Below are 24,430 nucleotides of genomic sequence, written 5' to 3' on the forward strand. Positions count from 1 at the left end.
GCTGCCGGGGGCCGCGCCGGTGCCGCCGTCGGTCTCCGCGCCGCCCCGGGGCGCCGTGCCGCCTGACGCGGCCGCCCCGCCCGTGCGGGCCGTGCCGGCGGTGGAACCGCCTCCCCCGGTGGTGTTCTGCCCCTGCCCTGCGGGCGCCTCGTACCCGGCCGCCACGTACAGCTTGCGTACCGCCTCGACGGTGGCCGGTCCGTACGTGCCGTTCACCGCCGTCCCGTACAACGGCTGCAGCGCGCGCTGCAGTTGCTGCACGTCCGGCCCCTTGTCGCCCGCCTTCAGGTCCCGGTACGCGGGAAAGCGCCCGGGGAGCAGCAGGACCGGCCGTCCCGACACCTCCGCGACGACGGCCCCGGCCTTGAGGCTCTTGCCCGCGGCCGCGGGCAGGGCCGTCACGACCGCGCAGTCGGTGCCATGCGGCCGGCCGCCGGTGATGGTGGTGCGGGAGGCCGTCTCGACCTTCCCGGTCAGCTCCATCCTCTCGACGAGCTGCTGGTCGGACACCTTTCCCGTGATCTGGGAGGGCGGGGGCGCGGCGGCGTCGGCGGCACGCTGCTCCGGGGTTCTGGCCTGGGAGGCGATCCACCAGACGGAGCCGGAGCTGCCGAACAGCACGAGGACGACGGCGGCGACGACCAGGCCCCGCCTGGACCTGCGCCGCGTGTCCGTCGCCCGCCCGGCCGACGGCTGGGCCACCTGGGTCTCATCGGGGTCTTCGAGGCTCATGACAGTATTAGGACGTCTCTCGCAGTAGATCCTGGGCCTTGCCCTTGGCCTTCGTGATGAGTTCCAGCCACGCCGTGATCTCCGCCTCGTGCTTCACCAACGAGGCGGCCGAGGCCCGACTCTTGGCCTCCCGAGCCTTCGTGTTGAGACCGGCCTTCGTGCCGCACTCGGCATCGGTGGTGGCCTGCTTGATCTCCGCACGCTGCGCGTTGTCGAGCGCCGCGGTGTCACCGTCGGGGATATTCGCGTAATGCGCGAGCGCCGATTCCCGGGCCTTCTCCGGAGTCGCGATCTCCGGATATCCGCCGGACTTCATGCAGGAGGACCACTCCGAGAGCGCCTTCTGATATCCGTCGTCATCGGCGAGGATATTCGCGCCGTTCTGCTTGACGCTGTTGTAGACCGTCCAGTTGAGCCGGAGGTATTCCTTCACGTCCCCGTACACGGCCTTGAGGGTTTCACCGCGACAGCCTTTCGACGGCACCATGACCTTGCCGCCGCCGAAGTCGAACTCCACGCCGCCCTCGGGCTTGTCGACGTACCCGTCCATGGCCATGCTGTGGGCGCGCTTGACGTCCTCGGGCAGGGCGTCGAAATCGTCCAGGTTCTCCGGGGACTTCTGGTTGTCCGACCTGCGCGGGTCCGCCCCGTAGCCCACGGTGCGGGCGGTCTCGGCCGACGGGGAGAGGTCCTCGCCGCGCTTCTTGCCGCTGTCGGTGGCGGTGCCGCCCGCCGGGAAGACCTTGAAGCCCTTGTCGTTCATGCACTTGCGGATCAGCTTGGTCTCCGCCTCACGCTCCTGGTCCAGCGCCGCGTTGGCGCTGTCGAGCGCCGCCTGCGCCCTGCGGGCCGTCTCCATGTCCTGCGGGGCTTCCTCCGAGCAGGCCGATACGGCCGCGCCCAGCAGCACCGTCACCGCGATCGCCGTCATACCCCGGGTGCGCTTCTTCAATGTCGTGTCCTCTTGAAGGTGCGGCCGGGCCGCCCCCGCGACGCGGGGGCGGCCCGGCCTTCAGGCGGTGATCAGCAGCTGCTGCCGTCGTTCAGGGTGTTGCTCGCGCCGTCGTCGTTGGCGTCCCAGTAGTAGTTCACGGAACCACCGGGGACGAGGCAGATCTCCACGCCGAACGTCATCCAGCGTCCGCCGTACGTCTTGGACGACTGTCCGCGACGGTTCCACCAGGAGCTGTCGTTCTCGTAGACGGCCGGCATGTCGATGTCCCAGCGGGCGGACTCGTACTTCGTCCGGTACATCGAGTTTCCGGTGCTGTAGTTGCTGTCCTTGTAGATGCAGAAGTTGCCGTCGTAACACGTACGGTCCACGGCCGCTGCGGACGGTGCCGCGGCGATGACGCCGGCCACGGCCGCCATCGCGATGAATCCGGCCGAAATCCTCTTACTGAGCACTCGTGACTCCCCCTCGTCGGGTGGTGACTGATGCAGTGAGAGGGCAGGGCAGCCGAAGCCCTTCCCCCCGGTCGGCTGAGATCAGGCTAGGCCACGCCCACCGGAAACAAAAGGCCAATTGCCTTTACCCAAGGGGCCGTTGATGTTTGGAATTGATCATTCACCGACGGATACCCGATGCGCGAATCCACCATTCCGGCGCACCGTCACCCACTGCGGGAACCGGGGTCGACGCAGGTCAGCCCCACGGGCACCAGGAGGGGGCGGCGGAGCGTCGCCGTAGCCGCGCCGCCCGGATGCCCGCGGTCCGGATAAACCTCGAACACGCCCTGAAAATCGGCGCGTTCGTGACGTGCGCCACGCCCTGGAGGCCGAAACCCGTGGAGCCGCGGGGCGCGCCTTCGTAGGCTGGCCCGATGGAGACGCGCGTACGGCTGGAGCCCTGGTCCGCCGGGGACTTCTGGCTGCTGGAACGCAAGAACGAGCCGATCATGACCCAGTTCCTGGGCGGCCCCGAGCCGGCCGCGAAGCTCGTCGACCGGCAGCGGCGCTACGAGGCGATGAGCGCGCGGGAGCCGGCCGCCGGCCGGATGTTCCGCGTGGTGTGGACGCCCGCGGACCAGGGCCCCGGCCCCGGCGACGACGACTGCGGCGGGCACGGGCGCGGACGCGGGCGCGGGCGCGCCGAGAGCGTCGGATCCGTCGGCTTCTGGGAGCGGGAGTGGCGGGGCGAGCCGGTCTACGAGGCCGGCTGGGGCATCCTGCCCGAGTTCCAGGGCCACGGGCTGGCCGTGGCGGCGCTCACGGAGCTCCTGGCGTACGTCCGCGCCCATGGCTCCCGCGACAGCGTCCACGCCTTCCCCGGCACCGACCACCCGGCGTCCAACGCGGTGTGTCGGCGGGCCGGGTTCGAGTACCTGGGCGACGTCGACTTCGAGTACCCGCCCGGAGTGCCCCACCCGAGCTGCGACTGGCGCTACCGGGTGGAGCCCCCGCAGGACGGGCTCACACCGTCAGGATGACGCGGCCGCGGACCCCCGGCGTCTCCAGGTGGGCGTGGGCCTTGGCGACCTCCGCGAGCGGGAAGGTGTCGGCGACCCGGAGCGTCAGCGCGCCCACGTCGACCAGATCCACCAGCCGGGCCAGGTGCGCCCCGTCCGCCGCGACCTCCTGCTCCACGACCCGGACACCCCGCTCCGCGGCCGGGGCGTGGTTCGGGATCAGGCCCACGTAGACCCCGCCGTCGCGTACGGAGCCCAGCGCGACCTCGCCCAGCACCGCCGCGTCCAGGACCCCGTCGACGGGCCCGGCCGGAACCGTGCCGCGCGGGACGAACCCGGTCGCGCCCAGGGACCGTACGAACTCCTCGTCCTCGGCGCCCGCCAGCGCCGTCACCACCAGCCCGGCCCGCACGGCGAGCTGGACGGCCAGGGCGCCGACGACGCCCGCGGCTCCGGTGATCAGCACCGAGGAGCCGGGGGCGAGCTCCAGCAGGTCCACGGCGCGGGCGGCGGTGAGGCCGGCGAGCGGGAGCCCGGCCGCGGTCACCGCGTCCACGGTGGTCGGGGCGGACGCGACGGCGGAGGCGTCGAGCACCACGTACTGCGCGTGGGTGCCCAGCGGCTTCACCGGCCCGTAGTGCAGGCCCACGACCCGCTCGCCGGTGCGCCGGCCGGTCACGTCGGCGCCGATCTCGTCGATCTCCCCGGACACGTCCCAGCCGAGACCGAGGCGCTGCCCGGCGCCGCCGAAGATCCCGGCGCGGACCGCGCCGTCCACCGGGTTGAGCCCGGCGGCGGTGACCTTGACACGCAACTGGCCGGCCGCGGGGCGGGGCACCGGGACCTCGGCCAGTACGACCTGCTCCGGACCACCGAACTCGGTCACCACGGCCGCCGACATCGTCTGCTCGCTCATCTTCGTCTCTCCCGTTCGCCGATTCGCGCGTTCGCTCGTTCGTTCGCGCGTTCTCGATGAGCACTAACCTAGGGAGAGGTACTCTCTTTTCGTAAGTACGCACTCGAAGGTGCGTACCCGACCTGGAAGTGGGGCACCCATGGCCACCAGCACCGCCGCGGCCCGCCGCGAGGAAGCACGTTCCGCCTACGACGCCTTCCTCAAGGAATGCCCCACCGGCCAGCTCCTGGCCCGCATCAGCGACAAGTGGGTCGGCCTCATCGTCAGCGCCCTCGGCCAGGCCGAGAACCGCTCCCTGCGCTACAGCGACCTCGGCCGCAAGATCCCCGGCGCCAGCCAGAAGATGCTCACCCAGACCCTGCGCTCCCTCGAACGCGACGGCCTCGTCACCCGCGCCGTCACCCCCACCGTCCCCGTCCGCGTCGACTACCGGCTCACCGACCTCGGCAGCAGCCTCGGCTGCCTCCTGTCCTCCGTGAAGCTCTGGGCCGAGAACCACTTCGACGAGGTCAGCGCCCACCGCGACACCTACGACCGAGCCACCGCGGAGGCGTAATTCGGGCGCGCCCACCACCTCGGCAATGGCATGCTGAGCGGGTGAACGGACCCGGCATTCAGCTCACCCTCGCCCCCGAACTACGCCTCTTCGCCCCGCCCAGCCGGCGCGCCGACCGCGTACCGACCACCACCGACGGCGCCTCCAGCCTCGGCCACGTCGTCGAATCGGCCGGCGTCCCGCTCACCGAGGTCGGCCGCCTCCTCGTCGACGGCCACGAGGTACCCGTCTCCTACGTGCCCCAGGACGGCCAGAACGTCGAGGTGTTCGGCGTCGAACGACCCCAACAGGTCCCCGGCGCCCCCCTCCGCTTCCTCCTCGACGTCCACCTCGGCACCCTCGCCCGCCGCCTGCGCCTGCTCGGCGTCGACGCCGCCTACGAGAACGAGGACATCGGCGACCCCGCCCTCGCCACCCGCTCCGCCGCCGAGCGACGCGTCCTGCTCTCCCGCGACCGCGGCCTGCTGCGCCGCCGCGAACTGTTCGCCGGCGCGTACGTCTACAGCGACAACCCCGACGAGCAACTGCGCGACGTACTGGGCCGCTTCGCACCCACCCTCGCGCCCTGGACCCGCTGCACCGCCTGCAACGGCCCGCTCCACGAGGCCGACAAGGAGAGCGTCGGCGACCGCCTGGAAGACGGCACGCACCGCTCCTACGACGTGTTCGCGCAGTGCACCGAGTGCGAGCGCGTCTACTGGCGCGGCGCCCACCACGCCCGCCTGGAACGGATCGTCGACGAGGCCCTCGTGGAGTTCGGCACGGCCTAGAAGGCGGGCGCGCCCGGAAGACGGGCGCGCTGGACACCGGGCGCGCTGGACACCGGGCGCGCTAGAAGGCGTACGTGTCGCCCGTGTCCAGCGCCAGCACCACGTGCTCGTTGTTGGTGTGGTTCCGGTCGGTCGCACCGCCGTTCCACCACGTGTCGACCCGCACCGCCACCTCCGGGGCCGGCTCCCGCAGCTCCAGCAGCAACGCGACGTGCCGGCCCCGCCCGTGCAACGGCAGCGGACCCGTCTCGCACACCACCTCGCGCGAACCCGCCCGAGCGCAGCCCTCCGCCAGCCGCTGCCGGTCCGCGAGGTCGGCCGACAGCCGCACCCGCAGCGTCGCGTTCGGCAGCGCGGCGGGCCCGTCGTTCTCCGGCACCAGCCAGATCCGCAGCCGCGCCCCCGACAGGGCCACCCGGCCGTGGTAGGCCACATCGGCCTCCGGCCCGTCCGCCACCCACGCGCGGGCCGACGCCTGGGCCGACCCGGGGACACCCGCGCCGAGCGCCAGCAAACCCGCCACCACCACACTTCGTACGGCACCACGGCGCACCGACACCACCTCCTCGCGCGGAGGCTAGCCACCGGCGACCCCCACCGGTCGGACCATCACACGAACGAGGGCGCGCCCACCCCCATCTGCCCTGCGTACCTTTGAGCCATGCCGATCGCCCTCCTGGCCCGCTCCGCCGCCCTCTTCCTCCTCGCCGCGCTCCTGGAGATCGGCGGCGCCTGGCTCGTCTGGCAGGGCGTCCGCGCACACAAGGGCTGGGCCTGGATCGGCGCCGGAGTGATCGCCCTCGGCCTCTACGGCTTCGTCGCCACCCTCCAGCCCCAGGGCGACTTCGCCCGCGTCCTCGCCGCCTACGGCGGGGTCTTCGTCGCCGGATCCCTCGTCTGGGGCGTCGTCGCCGACGGCTACCGCCCCGACCGCTGGGACATCGCCGGAGCCCTGGTCTGCCTCGCCGGCATGGCCGTGATCATGTACGCCCCGCGCGGCCGCTGAGCCACGCCTATGCTGGCGGGTAATCGCCCGTACGAACGACCGAGGAGCCCGCACATGAGCACGGCCGCCACCCGAACCGCCGTAGTCACCGGCGCGAGCAGCGGCATCGGCGCGGCCACCGCCCGGCAGCTCGCCGCAGCCGGCTACCACGTCGTCCTCACCGCCCGCCGCAAGGACCGCATCGAGGCCCTCGCCGCCGAGCTCACCGAGGCCGGCCACCAGGCCACCGCCTACGCCCTCGACGTCACCGACCGCACCGCCGTCGACGCCTTCGCCGCCTCCCTCGACCGCTGCGACGTGCTCGTCAACAACGCGGGCGGCGCCATCGGAGCCGAGCCCGTCGCCACCGGCGACCCCGCCGACTGGCGCACGATGTACGAGGTCAACGTCATCGGCACGCTCCACGTCACCCAGGCCCTGCTCCCCGCCCTGACCGCCTCCGGCGACGGCACGGTCGTGGTCCTCTCCTCCACCGCCGGCCACTCCACCTACGAGGGCGGCGCCGGCTACGTCGCCGCCAAGAACGGCGCCCGCGTCCTCGCCGAGACCCTGCGCCTGGAGATCGTCGGCCAGCCGGTACGCGTCATCGAGATCGCCCCCGGCATGGTCAAGACCGAGGAATTCGCGAAGACCCGCTTCCGCGGCGACGCGGAGAAGGCGGAGAAGGTCTACGCGGGCGTCGCGGATCCCCTGTCCGCCGACGACGTGGCCGACACCATCACCTGGGCGGTGACCCGCCCCAGCCACGTCAACATCGACCTCCTGGTGGTCCGCCCCCGCGCCCAGGCCTCGAACACCAAGGTCCACCGCGAGCTCTAGTGCTGTGACCGGAAAGGTCCACCGGGTCACAGCACTAGAGAACTCCCGCCGCCTTCAGGTGCGGCATGAGGGCCGCCGGCTTCAGCCCGGCGGTCCTCGCCGCGTCCAGGGCCCGCCGGAGGTCCGCCGCCAGCGTCGGCGTGAAGTGCAGCAGCACGATGTCCCCGGCCTGCAGCCGCGGCGTCGGCGGGGTCTCGCCCCAGGTGGTGAAATCGTGTGTCCAGGTGATCAGCGCCTTCACCCCGCACGCCTTGGCCGCGAGCCGCACGTCGTCGTTCACCGCCCCGTAGGGCGGCCGCAGCAGCTTCGGCGTCCGCCCGAAGGTCTCCTGGAGCCGCTCCCCGGCCCCGCACACCTCGGCGTCCTTGCCGGCCGCGTCGAGCGTGGTGAGGTCGGGGTGGCTGACGGTGTGGTTCTCGACGCCGACGCGCCCCTCCTCGGTGAGCCGGGTGAAGTACCCGGTGTCGTACGAGACCGCCCCGGGCAACAGGAACAACGTGGCGGGCACCCGCTTCTCCGACAGGATCCGCGCCGCCTCCGGATCGTGGGTCCAACCGTCGTCGACGGTGATGAAGACGACCTTCTCCTGAGTCGGCACATGCGACACGACGGGCGGCAGCCCCACCTTCGCCTGGGCGGACCCGACGGCCCCGAGGCCGAGTGACAACGACGCGAGCGCGGCGATCAGCGCGCGGGATCTCCACATGCCGCACACCTTGGTCTAGACCAACTGGCCGGTCAACCCTCCTGCAGCAAAAGGGAGTTGGCACCCCACACTCCTGGGCCCGTACGGGTGAATGCGTACGAAATGTCGGCGGGCGCGACTACGATCCGAAAGCGTGAGCCGCGAGAAGGAGGAAGCTATGGCCGTGATACAGCACGAGACCACGATCGCGGAGGCCGCCGATCGACTCTCCAAGGAACTTCCCGGACACCGAGTGGAGATTCTCCAGGGGAGGCTCACCGTGACACCACCCGCGGACGGGTCACACGCACTGTCGCTCAGCTGGCTGATCGAGAAGTTCTACGACGCCGGCGCCCGGAACGCAGGGCTGAGATACGTCCAGGGGATCGGTCTCTGGCTGCCGACCGGCTCCGACGACTACGCGATTCCGGATTTCGCCCTCGTCGAGGCCGACTTCCGCGACCACAAGGTGCAGAAGAACTGCTACGCGGCCGACGTCTTCCGCCTGGTCGTCGAAGTGACCTCGTCGAACTGGTCCGACGACATCGGCGTCAAGGTCGACAGCTACGCGAAGGCCGACATTCCGGTGTACGTCATCGCCGACCGCCACCACGACGAGGCCGTCCTCTGCTGCGACCCCCGCAACGGCTCCTACCGCCTGCGCAGGACCTACAAGCGAGGCGAGTCCATCCCCCTACCCCCGTCCATCGGAGTCTCCGTCGAGCTCCCGGTGGACCTCCTCCTCGACGGCGACGAGGCCTGACCCCGGACGCGCGGGAGCCCGGACCGATCACCATCGGTCCGGGCTCCCGCGCTCCCCCGACATCCGCGCCCGGGCCTCAGCCCTTGACGCAGATGACCTGCTTGAGCTTGGCCACGACCTGCACCAGGTCGGTCTGCTGGTCGATGACCTGCTCGATGGACTTGTACGCGCCCGGGATCTCGTCCACGACGCCCGAGTCCTTACGGCACTCGACACCCTTGGTCTGCTCCGCCAGGTCGCGCGCCGAGAACCGCTTCTTCGCCGCCGTCCGGCTCATCTTCCGCCCCGCGCCGTGCGAGGCCGAGTTGAAGGACTTCTCGTTGCCGAGGCCCTTCACGATGTACGAGCCCGTGCCCATGGAGCCCGGGATGATCCCGTAGTCGCCGCTGCCGGCGCGGATCGCGCCCTTACGCGTGACCAGCAGGTCCATGCCGTCGTACCGCTCCTCCGCCACGTAGTTGTGGTGGCAGCTGATCTCCCGGTCGAAGGAGACCTTCGCCTTCCGGAACTCCTTGCGGATGACCTCCTTGAACAGGCTCATCATCGCGGCGCGGTTGTACTTCGCGTACTCCTGCGCCCAGAAGAGATCGTTGCGGTACGCCTCCATCTCGGGTGTCGCCGCGAGGAAGACCGCCAGGTCCCGGTCGACCAGGTTCTGGTTGTGATCGAGCCCCCGAGCCACGCCGATGTGGTGCGCGGCGAGCTCGTTGCCGATGCCGCGGGAGCCGGAGTGCAGCATCAACCAGACCGAACCTGACTCATCAAGACAGAACTCGATGAAATGATTGCCGCTTCCGAGCGTTCCGATCTGCTTCATGGCACGCTCGTGACGGAATTTGACCGAATCGGTGAGGTAGTCGAACCGGCTCCAGAGGCCCTCGTACCCCTCCACCGAGAACCCGTACAGGCGTGACGGGTCCACGGGCTCCTTGTGCAGGCCCGTCCCGACCGGAATGGCCCGCTCGATCTTCGACCGCAGACCCGACAGGTCCCCCGGCAGGTCGTTCGCCGTCAGGGACGTCTTCACCGCCGACATTCCGCAGCCGATGTCCACGCCCACCGCCGCCGGGCAGACCGCGTCCTTCATGGCGATCACCGAGCCGACGGTGGCTCCCTTGCCGTAGTGGACGTCCGGCATGACGGCCAGGCCCTTGATCCAGGGGAGGGTGGCGACGTTGTGCAACTGCTGCATCGCGCTGCCCTCGACCGACGCCGGGTCGGTCCACATCCGGATCGGGACCTTCGCCCCAGGTACCTCTACATACGACATACGGAATCAATCCCCCGAGAACCACAGAAAAGTCAGAATACGCAAAAGCCTCGCTCTTGATCCCAAATGCGACAGGAGACCGGCGCCGGCACCAGCGTGTGCGATAGACATTGTGTCCAGCCGCGCCCAAGTCGCGGCAACGTATTTTCCTGACCGTCGGGGGGCCCGCCGGTCGAAGGGAGCCAGTGGACGTGCAGCGCAAGGCGGTACGGCGGCGAGTCCTGCCAGGCATCGCGATGCTCACCGCGCTCGCGGCCGGGGCGGCCGGCCTGACCGGGTGCACCAGCGGGAGCGGCGACGGAAGCACCAGCGACTCGAAGGCCGGCGGCAGCTCCGCCGCGCCCGCCCAACCGGGGAAGTACCGCAGTCTGCCCGCGCCCTGCAAGGCCGGCGCCGACAGCAAGAAGCTCAAGGGCATGCTCCCGGCCGGCGACAGCCTCACTCCCGAGCAGCGCGACCGGATGTACGCCGGTGTCGCGGACGCCTCGTACGACGGCGACCGCCACGTCGGCTGCCGCTGGACCGGGCAGAGCCCCGAGGAGACGCGGCTGCTGTCGGTCGGCTTCGAGCGCGTGGTCTCCTACGACCGGACCGCGAGCAGCGACGACGACAAGGCCAAGCAGGTCTACGTACGCCGGCTCACCGACGCGAAGCTGCCCTTCCCCGGCCCGACCGCGAGTCCCACCCCGGCCGCTCCCACCCCCGCCGCCCCGACCCCGGCGGCACCGAGCCCGAGCGTGCCCGCGGCCCCCGGGGCTCCGGTGTCCCCCTCCGCGAGCCCGTCGGCCCCCGTCGAGCTCGGATCCCGCGTCCTGGAGGACCTCGGCGACGACGCGTTCCTGGAGGACAAGCTCAGCCCCGCCGGGGCCAGCGCCGCGCAGTCCCGCACCGTGCGCATTGTGTTCCGTACCTCGAACGTCATCGTCACCATCGAGTACAGCGTGCAGCCCGCGCTGCCCGGAACGGTCCCGCCGAGCACCGAAACCCAGGACAAAGCACGGCAGTTGGCGCAGGCTCTGGCCGAGCGTCTCAGCGAGTGAGCGGTGCGCGCCGCGGTCTCGCGTGACGGCGCGCACAGCAGGCGGGCATCCGATCGGGCTACCGTTGCCCGGGTCCCGCGTCCGAAGAACAACCGACAAACGTACTGAAGGAACCATGCACCGATCAGCCTCGCGCCTCACCCGCGTTCTCGCCTGCGCAGCCGTCCCGGTGATCCTCACCGTCGCAGGGTGTTCGTCCGACTCGGGCAAGGAGTCGGGCTCGAACGGCGAGAAGAAGTCCGGTTCGTCCTCGTCGGCCAAGCCGAACCCGAAGTCCTCCAAAACCCTGGAGAAGCCGGCCTTCTCGGCGCTCCCGGACCCGTGCAAGGCGCTCGCGACGGCGACGATAGACACGCTCGTCCCGGAGGCGAAGGACAAGGCCGGGGCGGCGCCCAAGTCGAACGACCTGGCCACTCGTGCCAGCTGCGCCTGGAACGGTCTGGACGAGGACGGTCTGAAGGGTTCGCAGTACCGCTGGCTGTCGCTCTCCTACTTCCGCTACGACTCCCAGGCCACCCTCGGCGACGCCAGCAAGCGTGCCGAGGAGCAGTACAACAAGGAGGTCGAGGCGGCGAAGACCGCCGAGGGCGCGCAGGGCCCGAAGGCGGAGGCCGTCGGCGAGGTCGGCGACCAGGCGACGTCGGTGATCTACGCGGTGAAGAAGGACAACAACGACCACTACAACACGACGGTCGTGGCGCGCACCCAGAACGTGGTGATCACGCTCGACTACAACGGTGCGGGTCTGGAGGGCGCCTCCGCGCCGGACCACGCGAAGCTGCTGCAGGACGCGATCTCGGCCGCCAAGGAGGCTGTGACCTCGGTGGGCGCGGCGAACAAGGCGCCGGCGGAGCAGCCGCAGTCCCCGCAGCCCCAGTAGGAACGGTCGCGGGGCGGGGCCGCCTTGGGCGTTGACATCGGGTCACCCGTACGCTGTGCCTGCTGCAGCTCGGTAAAGGCACGGTAAGTGTCCCGTACCCAGCACCAGCACTCTGCGCTCGGTATGTGCTCGACAAGGGGAGGGGATCGCGGGTGGCCGCGATGCAACTGACTCGTACGCACCGGATACTCATAGGCGTGGTGGTCGCGGGAGCCGTGGTCATCGCGGGGATCGGTTTCGCGGGCTCGTACTCCGCGGTGCGTGCCCTCGCCCTGCAGAAGGGGTTCGGCAGCTTCTCGCTGGTGTTCCCGATCGGTATCGACGCGGGCATCTGTGTGCTGCTCGCGCTGGACCTGCTGCTGACGTGGCTCCGGATCCCCTTCCCCCTGCTGCGCCAGACGGCGTGGTTGCTGACGGCGGCCACGATCGCGTTCAACGGTGCGGCCTCCTGGCCGGATCCGCTGGGTGTCGGGATGCACGCCGTGATCCCGATGCTGTTCGTGGTGACGGTGGAGGCCGCCCGGCACGCCGTGGGTCGGATCGCGGACATCACCGCGGACCGGCACATGGAGGGTGTGCGCATCACCCGGTGGCTGCTGTCGCCGATACCGACCTTCAAGTTGTGGCGCCGGATGAAGCTGTGGGAGCTGCGCTCCTACGAGCAGGCGGTCGGTATGGAGCAGGACCGGCTGATCTACCAGGCCCGGCTGCAGGCACGGTACGGGCGCGCGTGGCGGCGGAAGGCTCCGGTGGAGGCGCTGATGCCGCTGAAGCTGGCGAAGATCGGTGTGCCGCTCGCGGAGACGACCGCGGAGGCGCTGGCGGCGACGGGCATCGAGCCCGCGGTGCTGCCGCCGGTCGACCAGCAGGGTCAGCAGCAGCTCCAGCAGGCCCCGGCGCTGGCGGCAGCCGCGCCCGGGCCGGGGCAGCAGGGCGAGCTCGCGCAGCAGGGTCAGCTCGCGCAGCAGGCCGCCGCGCAGGCCCAGCAGCTGCAGCAGGTGCAGCAGAGCCAGCAGGTGCAGCAGACGCAGAACCCGGCCGGTGCCCCCGGTGCCGCCCAGCACGCCCCGCTGCCCTTCGCGGTGGACCCGACGGCCATGCCCGCGGCCCACAACAGCGCGTGGTTCGCCGCTCCGCTGGCGCCGCAGGCGGCGTACGAGGGCGGCTACAACCCCCAGTACGTGGAGGGTCTGGAGCCGACCCCGGTCCTGCCCCCGATGGGCCCGGACGAGGAGCGGCCCGCGCAGCAGGAACTGTCGATCCCGGCTCCGCGCCAGGAGGAGGCCCCGGAGGAGGGTCCCGAGACGCCGGACGAGGCCGAGTTCGCGGAGGTCGCGTACAAGGTGTTCTGCGCGCTGTCCGACGAGAAGCAGGACTACCCGTCGGCCGAGGCGCTCGACATACACCTGTCGGACGGGTACGGCGTGACGCACCCGCGCAGCGGTTCGCTGCTCCGCCGGATGATCCCGGCGTTCAAGCTGCGGTACAACAAGGACCGCGAGGCCGAACACATCGCCTGACGGCGACGGACGGACGGACATGCGGAGGGGCCCGCACCCCTCGAGGTGCGGGCCCTTCCGCATGTGCTGCGAGCCCGGGTGGGCTCAGACGGCGAGCAGCTTGCGCACGCGGTCGGCGCCCACCGCCAGCAGCAGCGTGGGCAGGCGCGGCCCGGTCTCCCGGGTCACGAGGAGCCGGTAGAGCAGCGCGAAGAAGGTGCGCTGCGCGACCTTGAGTTCCGGGGTCGGCTTGGCGTCGGGTTCGAGGCCGGCCATGACCTTCGGAACGCCGTAGACGAGGGTGGTCAGCCCGTCCAGGGACCAGTGCGAGTCCAGCCCGTCGAGCAGCAGCCGCAGCGATTCGCGGCCCTCGTCGTCCAGGGACGACAGCAGCTCGGTGTCGGCCTCCTCGCGTACGAGGGTCCGCTGGTCGGCCGGGACCTGGGTGGTGATCCAGTTCTCGGCGCGGTCCAGGCGCGGCCGTACCTCGTCGAGGGACGTGAGGGGCTGAGTCGGGTCGAGGTCGGTCAGGATGCGCAGGGTCTGCTCGTCGTGGCCGGCGGTGATGTCGGCGACGGAGGCGAGCGTCCGGTACGGGAGCGGGCGCGGGGTGCGCGGCAGCTCGGCGGCGGCGGTGCGCACGGCGCGGGTGTGCGCGGCCGCGTCGGCGGGCAGGACGGAGCCGTCGGCGACCTTGGCCTCCAGCTTGTCCCACTCGTCGTAGAGCCGCTGGATCTCCTGGTCGAAGGCGATCTTGAAGGACTGGTTGGGGCGGCGGCGGGCGTAGAGCCAGCGCAGCAGCTGCGGTTCCATGATCTTCAGCGCGTCGGCCGGGGTGGGGACCCCGCCCTTGCTGGAGGACATCTTGGCCATGCCGCTGATGCCGACGAACGCGTACATCGGTCCGATCGGCTGCTCGCCGCCGAAGATGTGCACGATCTGGCCGCCGACCTGGAAGGACGAGCCGGGCGAGGAGTGGTCGACGCCGGAGGGCTCGAAGATCACGCCCTCGTAGGCCCAGCGCATCGGCCAGTCGACCTTCCAGACCAGCTTGCCGCGGTTGAACTCGCTGAGCTTGACCGTCTCGGTGAACTCGTCCTCGGTGCAGACGTAGGTCATCTCGGTGGTCTCGTCGTCGTACGAGGTGACCTTGGTGAAGTCCTTGCCGCACCGGCCGCAGTACGGCTTGTACGGGAAGTACCCGCCCTCGCCGGTGCTGCCGTCGTCCTCGGCGGCGGCGCCGGAGCCCTCGGCGGCCTCCAGCTCGGCCTCGTCGACCTGCTTCTGCTGGGGCTTCTTGCCGCCCGGCTTCTGCTTGGTGCGGTACTGGTCGAGGACGGCGTCGATGTCGCCACGGTGCTTCATCGCGAACAGCACCTGCTCGCGGTAGACGCCGGTCGTGTACTGCTCGGTCTGGCTGATCGGGTCGTAGTCCACGCCCATCTCGGCCATGGCCTCGACGAAGGCGGCCTTGAAGTGCTCGGCCCAGTTCGGGTACGCGGATCCGGCCGGGGCGGGCACGGAGGTCAGCGGCTTGCCGATGTGCTGGGCGTGGGACTCCTCGGAGACGCCGGGAATGCCCTTGGGCACCTTGCGGTACCGGTCGTAGTCGTCCCAGGAGATGAGGTGGCGGACCTCGATGCCCCGGCGGCGGATCTCGTCCGCGACCAGGTGCGGGGTCATGACCTCACGGAGGTTGCCCAGGTGGATGGGGCCGGAGGGGGAGAGTCCGGACGCGACGACGACAGGTTTGCCGGGTGCTCGGCGCTCCGCCTCGGCGATGACCTCGTCCGCGAAACGGGAGACCCAGTCGGTCTCGGTGCTGCTCTGAGCCACGACACGTCCTTCTATCTCGAATGCTGGCTTCAGCCATTCTCCCAGACGGAAGGGGCCGCTTCGGGGTTGCCTGCCGGGCCGCACCGGGTCCGTCATTCGGCGCCGAGCGGGATCCGTCCGAGGCGCCGCACGGCGGCGAGGATCTGCGGCTGCGTGGCGTCGAGCGCCATGGGCATCAGCACGAGCGGGCTGCCGTACCGGCGGACGTACGTCGCGGCCCGGCGTTCGGGCCGGCTGAAGGGTGCCGCGCTGGGCACCACGGGCAGCTCCACCCCGGGCCGGGGTATCAGCACCACGGCGCCCTTCTTGCTGCGGACCTCGCTCAGGTCTCGCCACGGGATGGCGGGTCCACCACCGATGCCGACCCCGTGCGAGTCCAGCCGCACCAACACCCCCAGCGCCCGCTGCCGCGCCTGCACGACCAGCAGGAGCGGGAGGGCGACGGCCATGAGGGCGCACGTGACCGCGGCGAGCACGAAGCGGATGCCGCCGGACGCCGTGAAGAGGTTCGCGACGACGGGGAGCCCCAGCAGCAGCTGGCCGAACACCAACCCGCCGGACCCGATCGCGCGGATTTCCAGCGGTCCGACTTCAGGGAGATTCGCTGCTTCGCGCAGGGTGATCCGGTCCATGGCGTCACCGTAGCGGCGGGGAAATCCCGAAATCCGGCCGGTCCCTCCGTGGGATACTCGGGGCTTGTCGGAACAACCAAGTGCACCCACCGGCACAACCTCACAGGAACGGCAGCTCATGGCCTCGGTCCCTTCCCTCGCTTCTTCCGTCAATCAGCGCGTCGCGGACGCCCTTGCCTCCGCCCTGCCGGAGGCCGGTGGCGCGGACCCGCTGCTGCGACGAAGCGACCGGGCCGACTTCCAGGCCAACGGCATCCTGGCGCTCGCGAAGAAGGCGAAGGCCAACCCGCGCGAGCTGGCGGCGACCGTGGTCGAGGGCATCCCGACGGGTGACCTGATCCAGGAGATCGAGGTCTCGGGCCCCGGCTTCCTCAACATCACCATCACCGACCGGGCGATCATCCAGACGCTGGCCGCGCGGGCCGGCGACGACCGTCTGGGCGTCCCCCTCGCGGCGAACCCGGGCACCACGGTGATCGACTACGCGCAGCCGAACGTGGCCAAGGAGATGCACGTCGGGCACCTGCGCTCGGCCGTGATCGGCGCGGCGATGGTGGAGATCCTGGAGTTCACGGGCGAGAAGGTGGTCCGTCGCCACCACATCGGCGACTGGGGCACGCAGTTCGGCATGCTCATCCAGTACCTGCTGGAGCACCCGCACGAGCTGGACCACAAGTCGGACGAGGAGGTCTCCGGCGAGGAGGCCATGTCCAACCTGAACCGGCTCTACAAGGCCTCGCGCGCGCTCTTCGACTCGGACGAGGAGTTCAAGACGCGGGCCCGGGCCCGGGTGGTGGACCTCCAGGCGGGCGACCCGGAGACCCTCTCCCTGTGGCAGCGGTTCGTCGACGAGTCGAAGATCTACTTCTACTCGGTCTTCGACAAGCTGGACATGGACATCCAGGACCCCGACGTGGTCGGCGAGTCCGGCTACAACGACATGCTGGTGGAGACCTGCAAGCTGCTGGAGGACTCGGGCGTCGCCGTCCGCTCCAACGGCGCGCTGTGCGTGTTCTTCGACGAGTACAAGGGCCAGGACGGCAACCCGACCCCGCTGATCGTGCAGAAGTCGGACGGCGGCTTCGGCTACGCGGCGACCGACCTGTCGGCGATCCGTGACCGGGTGGGCAACCTGAACGCCTCGACGCTGCTCTACGTCGTGGACGCCCGCCAGTCGCTGCACTTCAAGATGGTCTTCGAGACGGCCCGCCGGGCCGGCTGGCTGAACGACGAGGTCAAGGCCGTCCAGCTGGCGTTCGGCACGGTGCTCGGCAAGGACGGCAAGCCGTTCAAGACCCGTGAGGGTGAGACCGTCCGGCTGGTGGACCTGCTGGACGAGGCCGTGGAGCGGGCGACGGCCGTCGTGCGCGAGAAGGACAAGGACCGCGGCCTGCTCACCGAGCAGGAGATCGTCGAGAACGGCCTCCAGGTCGGCATCGGTGCGGTCAAGTACGCGGACCTCTCCACCTCGGCGGCGCGCGACTACAAGTTCGACCTGGACCAGATGGTGTCGCTGACCGGTGACACGTCCGTGTACCTCCAGTACGCGTACGCCCGGATCCGGTCGATCCTGCGCAACGCGGGCGACCGTTCCCCGGTGGCCCACCCGGAGCTGGAGCTGGCTTCGGCCGAGCGGGCGCTGGGGCTGCACCTGGACGGGTTCGGCGCGCTGATCGAGGAGGCGGCCGCGGAACACGCCCCGCACAAGGTGGCCGCGTACCTGTACCAGCTGGCCTCGCTGTTCACGACGTTCTACACCGAGTGCCCCGTCGTGAAGCCGGAGCCCGAGCTCGTCGTCGGTGAGAACCGGCTGTTCCTGTGCGAGCTGACCGCCCGCACCCTGAACAAGGGCATGGCGCTCCTCGGCATCCGGACCCCCGAGAAGCTCTGACCTCGCTCGATCCGCACAACCCGCGCCAAATGTGTACGGCCCCGGCAGCTGCTGCTGGGGCCGTACGCATTTCGTGATCTCCACGGCCTCCACAATCCACCCACCCCCATTAATCTGATCGTGTTCAAAACTTAGTGGGGGGGGAACACATGAAGAGCTTCAAGCGTATGGCCGCCGTGGCCGCGGTGGCCGTCGCCGGTCCGACCATCCTGACCGCGACGCCCGCGATGGCCGCCGACCAGCCGGCCGTCGTCGTCCCGGACGTGGCACCGAAGGACGACGCCGCCGACGCGGGTACGCCGACCCCGGCCGTGCCGGACGTCCAGACCCCGGCGCCGGTCCCCGTGCCCGCCGTCCCCGCGCCCGCCGTCCCGGACGTCCAGGCGCCCGCGCCGCAGCCGGCGCCCGTCGCCGACAAGGCGGCGAAGGACGCCAAGAGCGACGAGGACGCGCAGGACGCCGAGTCCGACGGGATCCTCATGGGTCCCGACGTCACGGTGGCGGGCATCCCGAAGAACGGTTTCAAGGCCGACGACAGCTGGACCCCGCTGCAGGTGACGGTCGACAACGGCGGCCACGTCGCCGTTCCGAACTACACGCCCACCCTCTCCGTCGACGGGTACGGCGGCACGTTCAAGCCCTCCCAGGTCAAGGTCGAGTGGAAGACCGCCGGCGGAACCTGGCAGTCCGCCAAGCTGACCCAGGGCGAGGCGTTCGGCAGCAGCCTCCAGTACAGCTTCGGGACCGACCCGACCCTCGCCAAGGCCACTTCCTACACGGTCGACGTGCGGATCGCGTTCGCCGCGGGCACCACGGTGATGCCCTTCGATCTGGTCTCGGCCGGCTACAGCCGCGTCGGGAACCACGTCAATTACTCGCCCTCCGCCTGGTACAACGCCAAGATCGTCGGTGCGGTCGACGACCGTGAGAACCCGTTCGTCGAGGGCCCGGCGCTGACGGTGAACGGCGTGCCGGAGACCATCAAGGCCGGCGGTGACTGGACGAACCTCTCCGTCCGCGTGGACAACTCCGGGAAGGAAGCCCTGAAGGGCTTCGACGTCGGGCTGGTCCTGGCCCGTCCCGACTGGGTCAAGATGAAGCCCTCCCAGATCAAGGTCGAGGTCCTGAGCAAGGACAAGAACGGGAAGGCCGGCTGGCACGAGGCCGAGGTCTGGTCCGAGGAGGAGAGCGTCTTCTTCGGCATCGATCTCGCGGGCGGCCCGGTCGCGGCCGGCCAGAGCTTCGACGTCCAGTTCCGGATCCGCTTCGCCGCCGACGCGCCGCTCGGTGCCGTCAGCATCTTCTCCTGGGGCTCGTCCCAGGTCGGCCCGGACACCCCGACGCCGTGGGCGGACTCGCGTTCCAGGGCCCGCCTGACGACCATCGTCGCCGCCTCCACGAACACGGGCGGGAACGGCAACCAGCCGAACCCGAACGGTGGCGCCAAGCCGATCACCGACACGACTGGCACGACCGGCGCCACCGGTGGCGAGCTCGCCGCCACCGGCAGCGACCCGGCCACCACCTGGGCCCTCGGTGGCGCGGGCGTGGCCCTGGCCATGGGCGCCGCCCTGGTCGCGGGCACCGGTCGCCGCCGCCGCACCACCGCCTGAGGCACTATCCGCGTTCACCCGTACGGCCCGACCCGGGCCGTACGGGGCCGCGCGGCCCCGTGGACACGGGTGGCGGAGAGACCGTACATATTTCGCAATCCTGTAGCCCTCTGCAAGCTCCTCCCGCCTCACTAACCTTGGCGCCTCCCAAGGGGTTTGGGGTGGCTCCGGACATGTCCGGAGCCCGGGGAGGTAAAGAGCATGCAGTTCAAGCGCATGGCCGTCGTGGCAGCAGCCGCGGTGGCCGGCCAAACACTCCTGATGGCCGCGCCCGCGATGGCCGAGGAGCATCCGGCGGTGTCCGCGCCGGACGTGGTACCCGCGGACACCGCCGGGCCGTCGGACGAGGCGCAGGCACCGGCGAAGGAGAAGAACCAGAAGAACCAGGGGCAGAAGCAGGAGAAGGCCGAGGAAAAGGCCGAGCAGACGCCGGAGAAGAAGCCGGCGGAGAAGGCCGGGGGGCAGGCCGAGGAGAAGACACAGGCCGAGGACACCGGCGCGCAGCAGCCCGCCGTCCAGGCCGTGGCCGTACCTGCGGCGCCCGACGCACCCGCCGTCCCGGCCGCGCCCGAGGCAGGGGCCCGGACGCCGGCGCAGGCCGCTGCGCCCGAGGCCCTCGAAGCCGGTGAGGACACCGGGTCCGACCGGATCCTGATGGGGCCCGAGGTCACGGTCCAGGGCATCCCGGCGGCCGGGTTCAAGGCCGACGGCAGCTGGACCCCGCTCACCGTGACCGTCGACAACTCGGGCCATGTCGCCGTCGACGAGTACACCCCGATGTTGGGCGTCTCGCAGGCCGCCGGACAGTTCGGGCCGGCCCACATCAACGTCGAGTACAGCACCGCGGGCGGGCCGTGGACGGCCGCCGCACCGGTCCAGAGCGCGGCCCCCACGCTGGGCTACGCCCTCGGTAGCGCCGCCGCGATCCCCGCCGGGCAGATCCGGACCATCGACGTCCGGATCAGCTTCGCCGCGGACACCCCCGTCGTACCGTTCGACCTGACGGCGGACGGCCGCGGCCGGGTCGGGACCTCCACCGGCAGCTCCCCCACCTCCTCGTACGCGACCAGGATCACGGGCGCGCCCGGCGGTGACGAGGACCCCGTACGGGTCGAAGGTCCGGCCCTGACGGTGAGCGGGCTCCCGGAATCGGTGCGGGCGGGCGGTGACTGGACGGAACTCTCCGTCCGGGTGGACAACGCGGGGAAGGCCGAGCTGGCCGCCTTCGACCTGGGACTGGTCCTGGCCCGGCCCGACTTCGTCTCGATGCAGGTCTCGCAGATCACGGTCGAGGTCCTGCGGCCGGCCGCGGACGGACAGCCGGCGGCCTGGCAGTCCGTCGAGATCACCTCGGACGAGGACGGCTACTTCTTCGCGGGCGGCCTCGTGCGCGGCCCGATCGGCGCGGGCGCGGCGTTCGACGTCCCGGTCCGCGTCCGGTTCGCCGCCGACGCCCCGACCGGCTCGGTCTCCTTCTTCGCCTGGGGCACCTCCCAGGTCGACGCGGAGACACCCCCACCGTGGGCCGGCTCCCGCTCGACCCGCCGCCTGACCACCCTCCTGGAACCGGCCCCGACTTCGGGTGGGGAAACTCCGGGAGGGGAGACCCCGGGCGGTGGGACCCCCGGTGGGGAAACGCCGGGTGGCGGGACTCCGGGTGGCGGGACTCCGGGTGGGGAAACGCCCGGCGGCGGGACTCCCGGTGGTGAGACTCCCGGCGGCGGGACTCCGGGTGGGGAAACGCCCGGCGGTGGAACTCCCGGCGGCGGGACCCCGGGCGGGGAAACGCCCAGCGGGGGCACCCCCGGCGGCGAGACACCGGGCGGCGGAACCCCCGGCGGGGAAGCACCCGGCGGAGGCACCCCGGGTGGAGGCATTCCCGGAGGCGAGACTCCCGGCGGGGGCACTCCCGGAAACGGCACGCCCAGCGGGGAAACCCCGGGCGGCAGCGCCCCCGGCGGCGAGACACCCGGCAGCAACACCCCGGGCGGTGCACCCGGCGGCAACGTGCCGTTGCCGAACGGCGGCGCCACCACCACCCCGATCAGCACCGTCCCCCACAGCGGGAGCGCTTTGGCCGCCACCGGCGCCGACCCGGCCACCAGCTGGGCCCTGAACGGCGCGGGCGTGGCCCTCGCCATGGGCGCCGCCCTGGTCGCGGGCACCGGTCGCCGCCGCCGCACCAACTGACGCCCCACCCGGTTTCACCCGTACGGCCCGATTCGGGCCGTACGGGCCGGGTAGGGGACGGCCCGTCCTTCCCCCACGCACCATCGGAGGCCTCCGTGCCCGACATGAACGGCCCCTACAAGCCCGGCACTCCCTGCTGGATCGACCTGATGGTCCCCGACCAGCAGGCGGCCCTCGACTTCTACTGCGACCTGTTCGGCTGGCAGGGCGAGGTCGGCCCGGCCGAACAGGGCGGCTACTCCGTCTGCACCCTCAAGGGCCGGCCGGTCGCCGGCATCATGAAGGCGAGCAACCCGGACGGCACCGTCCCGGACCCGATGCCGCCGACCGTGTGGACCACGTACCTGTCCACCGATGCCATCGACCCCACCCTCAAGGCCGTCACCGACGCGCACGGCACGGTCATGATGGGCCCGATGGACGTCATGGACCTGGGCCGGATGGCTGTCGTTGCCGACCCGACCGGTGCCGTGTTCGGCCTCTGGCAGCCGGGCTCCTTCGACGGCGCCGGCATCGTCAACGAGCACGGCGCCCTCATCTGGAACGAGCTCAGCACCAGCGACGTCCCGGCCGCCGCAGCGTTCTACTCCGCCATCCTGCCGATCTCCACGGCCGCCTCCCACATGCCCGGCGCCGAGGGGTACACGGAGTTCAAGGCCTCCGGTCGCGTGGTGGGCGGAATGATGAACCTGGACAAGACGCCGCCCGGCACTCCCCCGAACTGGCTGCCGTACTTCCAGGTCGACAACGTGGACGACATCCAGGCCGCCGCCGTACGGGCCGGGGCCACCGTCCTCGCCCCCGCCTTCGACATGGTGGCGGGCCGCATGGCCATCCTGGCCGACCCGCAGGGCGGCCCCTTCGCGGTGATCACCTCGACGGTCACGGAGCAGCCCGCCTGATGTGACTGGGCCCACAGGAATGTTCCTCCTGTGGGCCTCCTCCTTCTCGGTGACGGTTCGTCCATCACGAAGGGGGCTCACATGGGGAACAAGCGCGCGGGGACGGCTGTGGCCGGACTGCTGGCGGCCGACGGACTGGTCCACCTGTACTGGGCCACCGGCGCGACCTGGCCCGCGCCCGACGAACGGAGCCTGTCCCTGGCCGTCCTCGGCCTGGACGCCTCCTTCGGCCCGGCCGCGGTGCTCCCCCTGGCCGCCGTACTGCTGACGGGAGCCACCGCCGTACTCGCCCACACCCGAGGCCGCGGCGGCCGGGCGACCCGCGCCGTGACGGGGGCGGTCGCGGCCGGGCTGGCCGTACGGGGTCTCGCGGGCCTGGGCTGGGCGGCCGGCCTCCTCGACAGCCCGCCGGACAGTGCCTTCTACGTACTCAACCTGGCGCTCTACACCCCGGTCTGCCTCGCGGCGGCCTGGGCGGCGGCCCAGGTGGCCGCGCAGCGGAACTCGCACCAGACGACCTTCCCGGGCGTCCGGGCCAGCACCCCCCAGTCGTCGGAGAGCGCGCCCACGAGGGCCAAGCCGTGACCGTGCGGCCGCTCGGTGATCCGGGAGAACCCGGGCCCGCCGTCGTGCACTTCGATGCGGACGGTCGCGTCCTCGAAGCCGTACATCCGCAGCAGGTACCCGCGACCGGGCGGGACGCCGTACCGCAGGGCGTTGGTCGCGAGCTCGCTCACGCAGAGCAACATGTCGTCCCGGCGGTCGGCCACCCCCCACGCCCGCAAGGTGTCACGTGTGAACTGGCGCGCAGCTGCGACGGTTCGGGGCGAGCGCAGGTAGAGACGCTCGCGCATGAGCGCCGCCTGAATAGTTGGATTCACCCGGCGATCGTCGCGTTGCGTGACTAGCGTGTGGCTGAGCGCCGACCCGTACTCCTCGATGAGTACGGGTCCGCGCGGGGTATTCCGCTTGCGTGGGTGGGGAGTTCGCTGTCATGCCACCGAGGAAACGAGTACGGCCGAACGCGACGACCATGAAGATGGTCGGCGCGATGGTGGCCGCCGCCCGCATCGCCAAGAACCTGACCCAGAAGCAACTCGGAGAGCTGGTCCGGCTGGATGCGGAGACCATCGCGTCCATCGAGCAGGGCCGTCGGGCGTTGATGCCGAACGTCGCCGAGCTGATGGACCAAGTACTGGGGCTGCCCGGCATCCTCACGGTCGCGGCGCACAAGATGCCGCAGATCGACGTGATCCCGCCGTGGGCCGAGCCGCTAATCAACCTGGAGCAGAAGGCGGTCGCCCTGTCGTCGTACCAAAACCAGGTCGTTCCGGGCTTGCTCCAGACCCAGGCCTACGCGGAGGCGGTCTTCCGGAGCCGCGTCCCGCTGTACATCGACGGCGAGGTCGAGGATCAGACTGCGGCCCGACTCGGTCGTCAGGCCGCCCTGCGGCGGGAGCAGCCGATGATGGCCAGCTTCGTCATCTGGGAACCGGCCCTCACATGCCCTCTGGGTGGTCGAGCGGTACTCCACGAGCAGCTCCGCCACCTTCTGACCTGCTCCGAGCTGACGGGGGTGACCATCCAGGTCCTCCCACTGGACCGCACCCTGCATCCGGCCCTGGACGGCCCCTTTGTCCTGCTTGAGACCCCAAAGCACCAGCACGTTGCGTACCTCGAAACGCAACGTGGCAGCCTGGTCGTCTCCCACCTCGACGAGGTCAGCATCCTCTCGATGAAATATGCGATGCTGCGGACACAGGCCCTCAACCCCGAGGAAACCAGGGACCTGTTGAAACGGCTGCTAGGAGACCCATGAGCACCGAACTCGCGTGGTTCAAGTCCAGCTACAGCGCCAGCGAGGGCGGCGACTGCGTCGAGGTGGCCGCCTCCGCGAGCCAGGTGCACGTCCGGGACTCGAAGGTCCAGGACGGCCCCGTCCTGGACCTCGCGCCGGCGAGCTGGGCGGCGCTGACCGGCTGGCTTGCTCGATAGCCACGAGATGTGCGAATGGCAGGTGCC

General features: G+C 70.9%; 25 protein-coding genes and 1 pseudogene. 16 read left to right on the forward strand and 10 right to left on the reverse strand.

Going from position 1 to position 24,430, the window contains the following annotated elements; all coding sequences use genetic code 11:
* The 3 genes from AB8A24_RS30905 to AB8A24_RS30915 all read right to left on the reverse strand — a co-directional run.
* On the reverse strand, window positions 1-732 hold a 732-nt coding region (locus tag AB8A24_RS30905; RefSeq protein WP_369478142.1), incomplete at its 3' end, for a peptidoglycan-binding protein.
* 7 nt (window positions 733-739) lie between these two features.
* A complete protein-coding gene (locus tag AB8A24_RS30910) occupies window positions 740-1,684 on the reverse strand; it encodes a hypothetical protein (protein WP_369478143.1) in 945 nt (314 codons plus the stop codon).
* Window positions 1,685-1,755: 71 nt separating this feature from the next.
* A complete protein-coding gene (locus AB8A24_RS30915) occupies window positions 1,756-2,139 on the reverse strand; it encodes a peptidase inhibitor family I36 protein (protein WP_266381851.1) in 384 nt (127 codons plus the stop codon).
* A 416-nt stretch (window positions 2,140-2,555) separates the two neighbouring features.
* On the opposite strand from AB8A24_RS30915, the gene AB8A24_RS30920 reads away from it, so the two are divergent.
* Complete coding sequence (locus AB8A24_RS30920) at window positions 2,556-3,161, forward strand: GNAT family N-acetyltransferase (protein WP_369478144.1); 606 nt, start codon at window positions 2,556-2,558, stop codon at window positions 3,159-3,161.
* Here AB8A24_RS30920 and AB8A24_RS30925 read toward each other — a convergent pair.
* A complete protein-coding gene (locus AB8A24_RS30925) occupies window positions 3,145-4,041 on the reverse strand; it encodes an NADP-dependent oxidoreductase (RefSeq protein WP_369478164.1) in 897 nt (298 codons plus the stop codon). The two genes, AB8A24_RS30920 and AB8A24_RS30925, sit on opposite strands and share 17 nt — an antisense overlap.
* 154 nt (window positions 4,042-4,195) lie before the next feature.
* On the opposite strand from AB8A24_RS30925, the gene AB8A24_RS30930 reads away from it, so the two are divergent.
* Both AB8A24_RS30930 and AB8A24_RS30935 read left to right on the forward strand, forming a co-directional pair.
* On the forward strand, window positions 4,196-4,612 hold the full coding sequence (locus tag AB8A24_RS30930; protein WP_369478145.1) for a winged helix-turn-helix transcriptional regulator: 417 nt from the start codon (window positions 4,196-4,198) through the stop codon (window positions 4,610-4,612).
* A gap of 41 nt (window positions 4,613-4,653) precedes the next feature.
* A complete protein-coding gene (locus AB8A24_RS30935; RefSeq protein ID WP_328962175.1) occupies window positions 4,654-5,382 on the forward strand; it encodes a Mut7-C RNAse domain-containing protein in 729 nt (242 codons plus the stop codon).
* Window positions 5,383-5,443: 61 nt separating this feature from the next.
* On the opposite strand, the gene AB8A24_RS30940 is transcribed toward AB8A24_RS30935, so the two are convergent.
* Window positions 5,444-5,905, reverse strand: a complete 462-nt coding sequence (locus AB8A24_RS30940) for a hypothetical protein (RefSeq protein WP_328962176.1) — start codon at window positions 5,903-5,905, stop codon at window positions 5,444-5,446.
* A 138-nt stretch (window positions 5,906-6,043) separates the two neighbouring features.
* Between AB8A24_RS30940 and AB8A24_RS30945 the strand changes: the two genes are divergently transcribed.
* Window positions 6,044-6,388, forward strand: a complete 345-nt coding sequence (locus AB8A24_RS30945) for a YnfA family protein (RefSeq protein ID WP_266381864.1) — start codon at window positions 6,044-6,046, stop codon at window positions 6,386-6,388.
* Between the two features lie 54 nt (window positions 6,389-6,442).
* A complete protein-coding gene (locus AB8A24_RS30950; protein ID WP_033224119.1) occupies window positions 6,443-7,207 on the forward strand; it encodes an SDR family NAD(P)-dependent oxidoreductase in 765 nt (254 codons plus the stop codon).
* 34 nt (window positions 7,208-7,241) lie between these two features.
* Here the strand turns inward: AB8A24_RS30950 and AB8A24_RS30955 are convergent, their stop codons facing one another.
* Window positions 7,242-7,913, reverse strand: coding sequence for a polysaccharide deacetylase family protein (locus tag AB8A24_RS30955; RefSeq protein ID WP_369478146.1), 672 nt, complete (start codon window positions 7,911-7,913; stop codon window positions 7,242-7,244).
* 157 nt (window positions 7,914-8,070) lie between these two features.
* Here AB8A24_RS30955 and AB8A24_RS30960 point away from each other — a divergent pair, with 157 nt between their 5' ends.
* On the forward strand, window positions 8,071-8,655 hold the full coding sequence (locus AB8A24_RS30960) for a Uma2 family endonuclease (protein WP_328962178.1): 585 nt from the start codon (window positions 8,071-8,073) through the stop codon (window positions 8,653-8,655).
* 76 nt (window positions 8,656-8,731) lie between these two features.
* Here AB8A24_RS30960 and AB8A24_RS30965 read toward each other — a convergent pair whose 3' ends face one another.
* Window positions 8,732-9,925 (reverse strand): RtcB family protein, encoded by a 1,194-nt coding sequence (locus tag AB8A24_RS30965; protein WP_369478147.1) that lies wholly within the window; start codon window positions 9,923-9,925, stop codon window positions 8,732-8,734.
* Between the two features lie 191 nt (window positions 9,926-10,116).
* Here AB8A24_RS30965 and AB8A24_RS30970 point away from each other — a divergent pair, with 191 nt between their 5' ends.
* The 3 genes from AB8A24_RS30970 (at window position 10,117) to AB8A24_RS30980 (ending at window position 13,365) form a co-directional block, all read left to right on the forward strand.
* Window positions 10,117-10,965 carry a DUF3558 domain-containing protein gene (locus AB8A24_RS30970; protein WP_328962180.1) on the forward strand — a complete coding sequence of 283 codons (849 nt, stop codon included), beginning with the start codon at window positions 10,117-10,119 and terminating at the stop codon, window positions 10,963-10,965.
* A gap of 115 nt (window positions 10,966-11,080) precedes the next feature.
* On the forward strand, window positions 11,081-11,845 hold the full coding sequence (locus AB8A24_RS30975; protein ID WP_328962181.1) for a DUF3558 family protein: 765 nt from the start codon (window positions 11,081-11,083) through the stop codon (window positions 11,843-11,845).
* Window positions 11,846-11,997: 152 nt separating this feature from the next.
* Window positions 11,998-13,365 (forward strand): DUF2637 domain-containing protein, encoded by a 1,368-nt coding sequence (locus AB8A24_RS30980; protein WP_369478148.1) that lies wholly within the window; start codon window positions 11,998-12,000, stop codon window positions 13,363-13,365.
* 84 nt (window positions 13,366-13,449) lie between these two features.
* Here the strand turns inward: AB8A24_RS30980 and lysS are convergent, their stop codons facing one another.
* Both lysS and AB8A24_RS30990 read right to left on the reverse strand, forming a co-directional pair.
* The gene (lysS, locus tag AB8A24_RS30985) at window positions 13,450-15,180 is read right to left on the reverse strand and encodes a lysine--tRNA ligase (RefSeq protein ID WP_369478149.1); all 1,731 of its coding nucleotides are present in this window, start codon (window positions 15,178-15,180) and stop codon (window positions 13,450-13,452) included.
* Window positions 15,181-15,272: 92 nt separating this feature from the next.
* Window positions 15,273-15,812 (reverse strand): hypothetical protein, encoded by a 540-nt coding sequence (locus AB8A24_RS30990; protein WP_369478150.1) that lies wholly within the window; start codon window positions 15,810-15,812, stop codon window positions 15,273-15,275.
* Window positions 15,813-15,930: 118 nt separating this feature from the next.
* Here AB8A24_RS30990 and argS point away from each other — a divergent pair, with 118 nt between their 5' ends.
* From argS to AB8A24_RS31015, 5 genes are all read left to right on the forward strand, one after another.
* Window positions 15,931-17,703: an arginine--tRNA ligase gene (gene argS / locus AB8A24_RS30995; protein ID WP_369478151.1), complete on the forward strand. Its 1,773-nt coding sequence runs from the start codon at window positions 15,931-15,933 to the stop codon at window positions 17,701-17,703.
* A gap of 149 nt (window positions 17,704-17,852) precedes the next feature.
* On the forward strand, window positions 17,853-19,316 hold the full coding sequence (locus tag AB8A24_RS31000) for a hypothetical protein (protein WP_369478152.1): 1,464 nt from the start codon (window positions 17,853-17,855) through the stop codon (window positions 19,314-19,316).
* 201 nt (window positions 19,317-19,517) lie between these two features.
* The gene (locus tag AB8A24_RS31005; protein ID WP_369478153.1) at window positions 19,518-21,506 is read left to right on the forward strand and encodes a hypothetical protein; all 1,989 of its coding nucleotides are present in this window, start codon (window positions 19,518-19,520) and stop codon (window positions 21,504-21,506) included.
* 104 nt (window positions 21,507-21,610) lie between these two features.
* Entirely contained in the window at window positions 21,611-22,408 is a 798-nt protein-coding gene (locus AB8A24_RS31010) for a VOC family protein (protein ID WP_369478165.1), read from the forward strand.
* Between the two features lie 81 nt (window positions 22,409-22,489).
* On the forward strand, window positions 22,490-22,993 hold the full coding sequence (locus AB8A24_RS31015) for a DUF3995 domain-containing protein (RefSeq protein WP_369478154.1): 504 nt from the start codon (window positions 22,490-22,492) through the stop codon (window positions 22,991-22,993).
* Here the strand turns inward: AB8A24_RS31015 and AB8A24_RS31020 are convergent.
* Window positions 22,978-23,262, reverse strand: a pseudogene (locus AB8A24_RS31020) (ATP-binding protein); the annotation flags it as partial. The gene AB8A24_RS31015 and the pseudogene AB8A24_RS31020 sit on opposite strands and share 16 nt — an antisense overlap.
* Window positions 23,263-23,441: 179 nt before the next feature.
* Between AB8A24_RS31020 and AB8A24_RS31025 the strand changes: the two are divergent.
* The gene (locus AB8A24_RS31025) at window positions 23,442-24,227 is read left to right on the forward strand and encodes a Scr1 family TA system antitoxin-like transcriptional regulator (protein ID WP_369478155.1); all 786 of its coding nucleotides are present in this window, start codon (window positions 23,442-23,444) and stop codon (window positions 24,225-24,227) included.
* A complete protein-coding gene (locus tag AB8A24_RS31030; RefSeq protein ID WP_266381898.1) occupies window positions 24,224-24,403 on the forward strand; it encodes a DUF397 domain-containing protein in 180 nt (59 codons plus the stop codon). Before AB8A24_RS31025 ends, AB8A24_RS31030 begins: the two co-directional genes overlap by 4 nt.
* Window positions 24,404-24,430 lie beyond the last annotated feature (27 nt).

Origin of the sequence: Streptomyces sp. BF23-19, assembly GCF_041106355.1 — a bacterium.
In the GTDB taxonomy this organism is placed as follows: domain Bacteria; phylum Actinomycetota; class Actinomycetes; order Streptomycetales; family Streptomycetaceae; genus Streptomyces; species Streptomyces virginiae_A.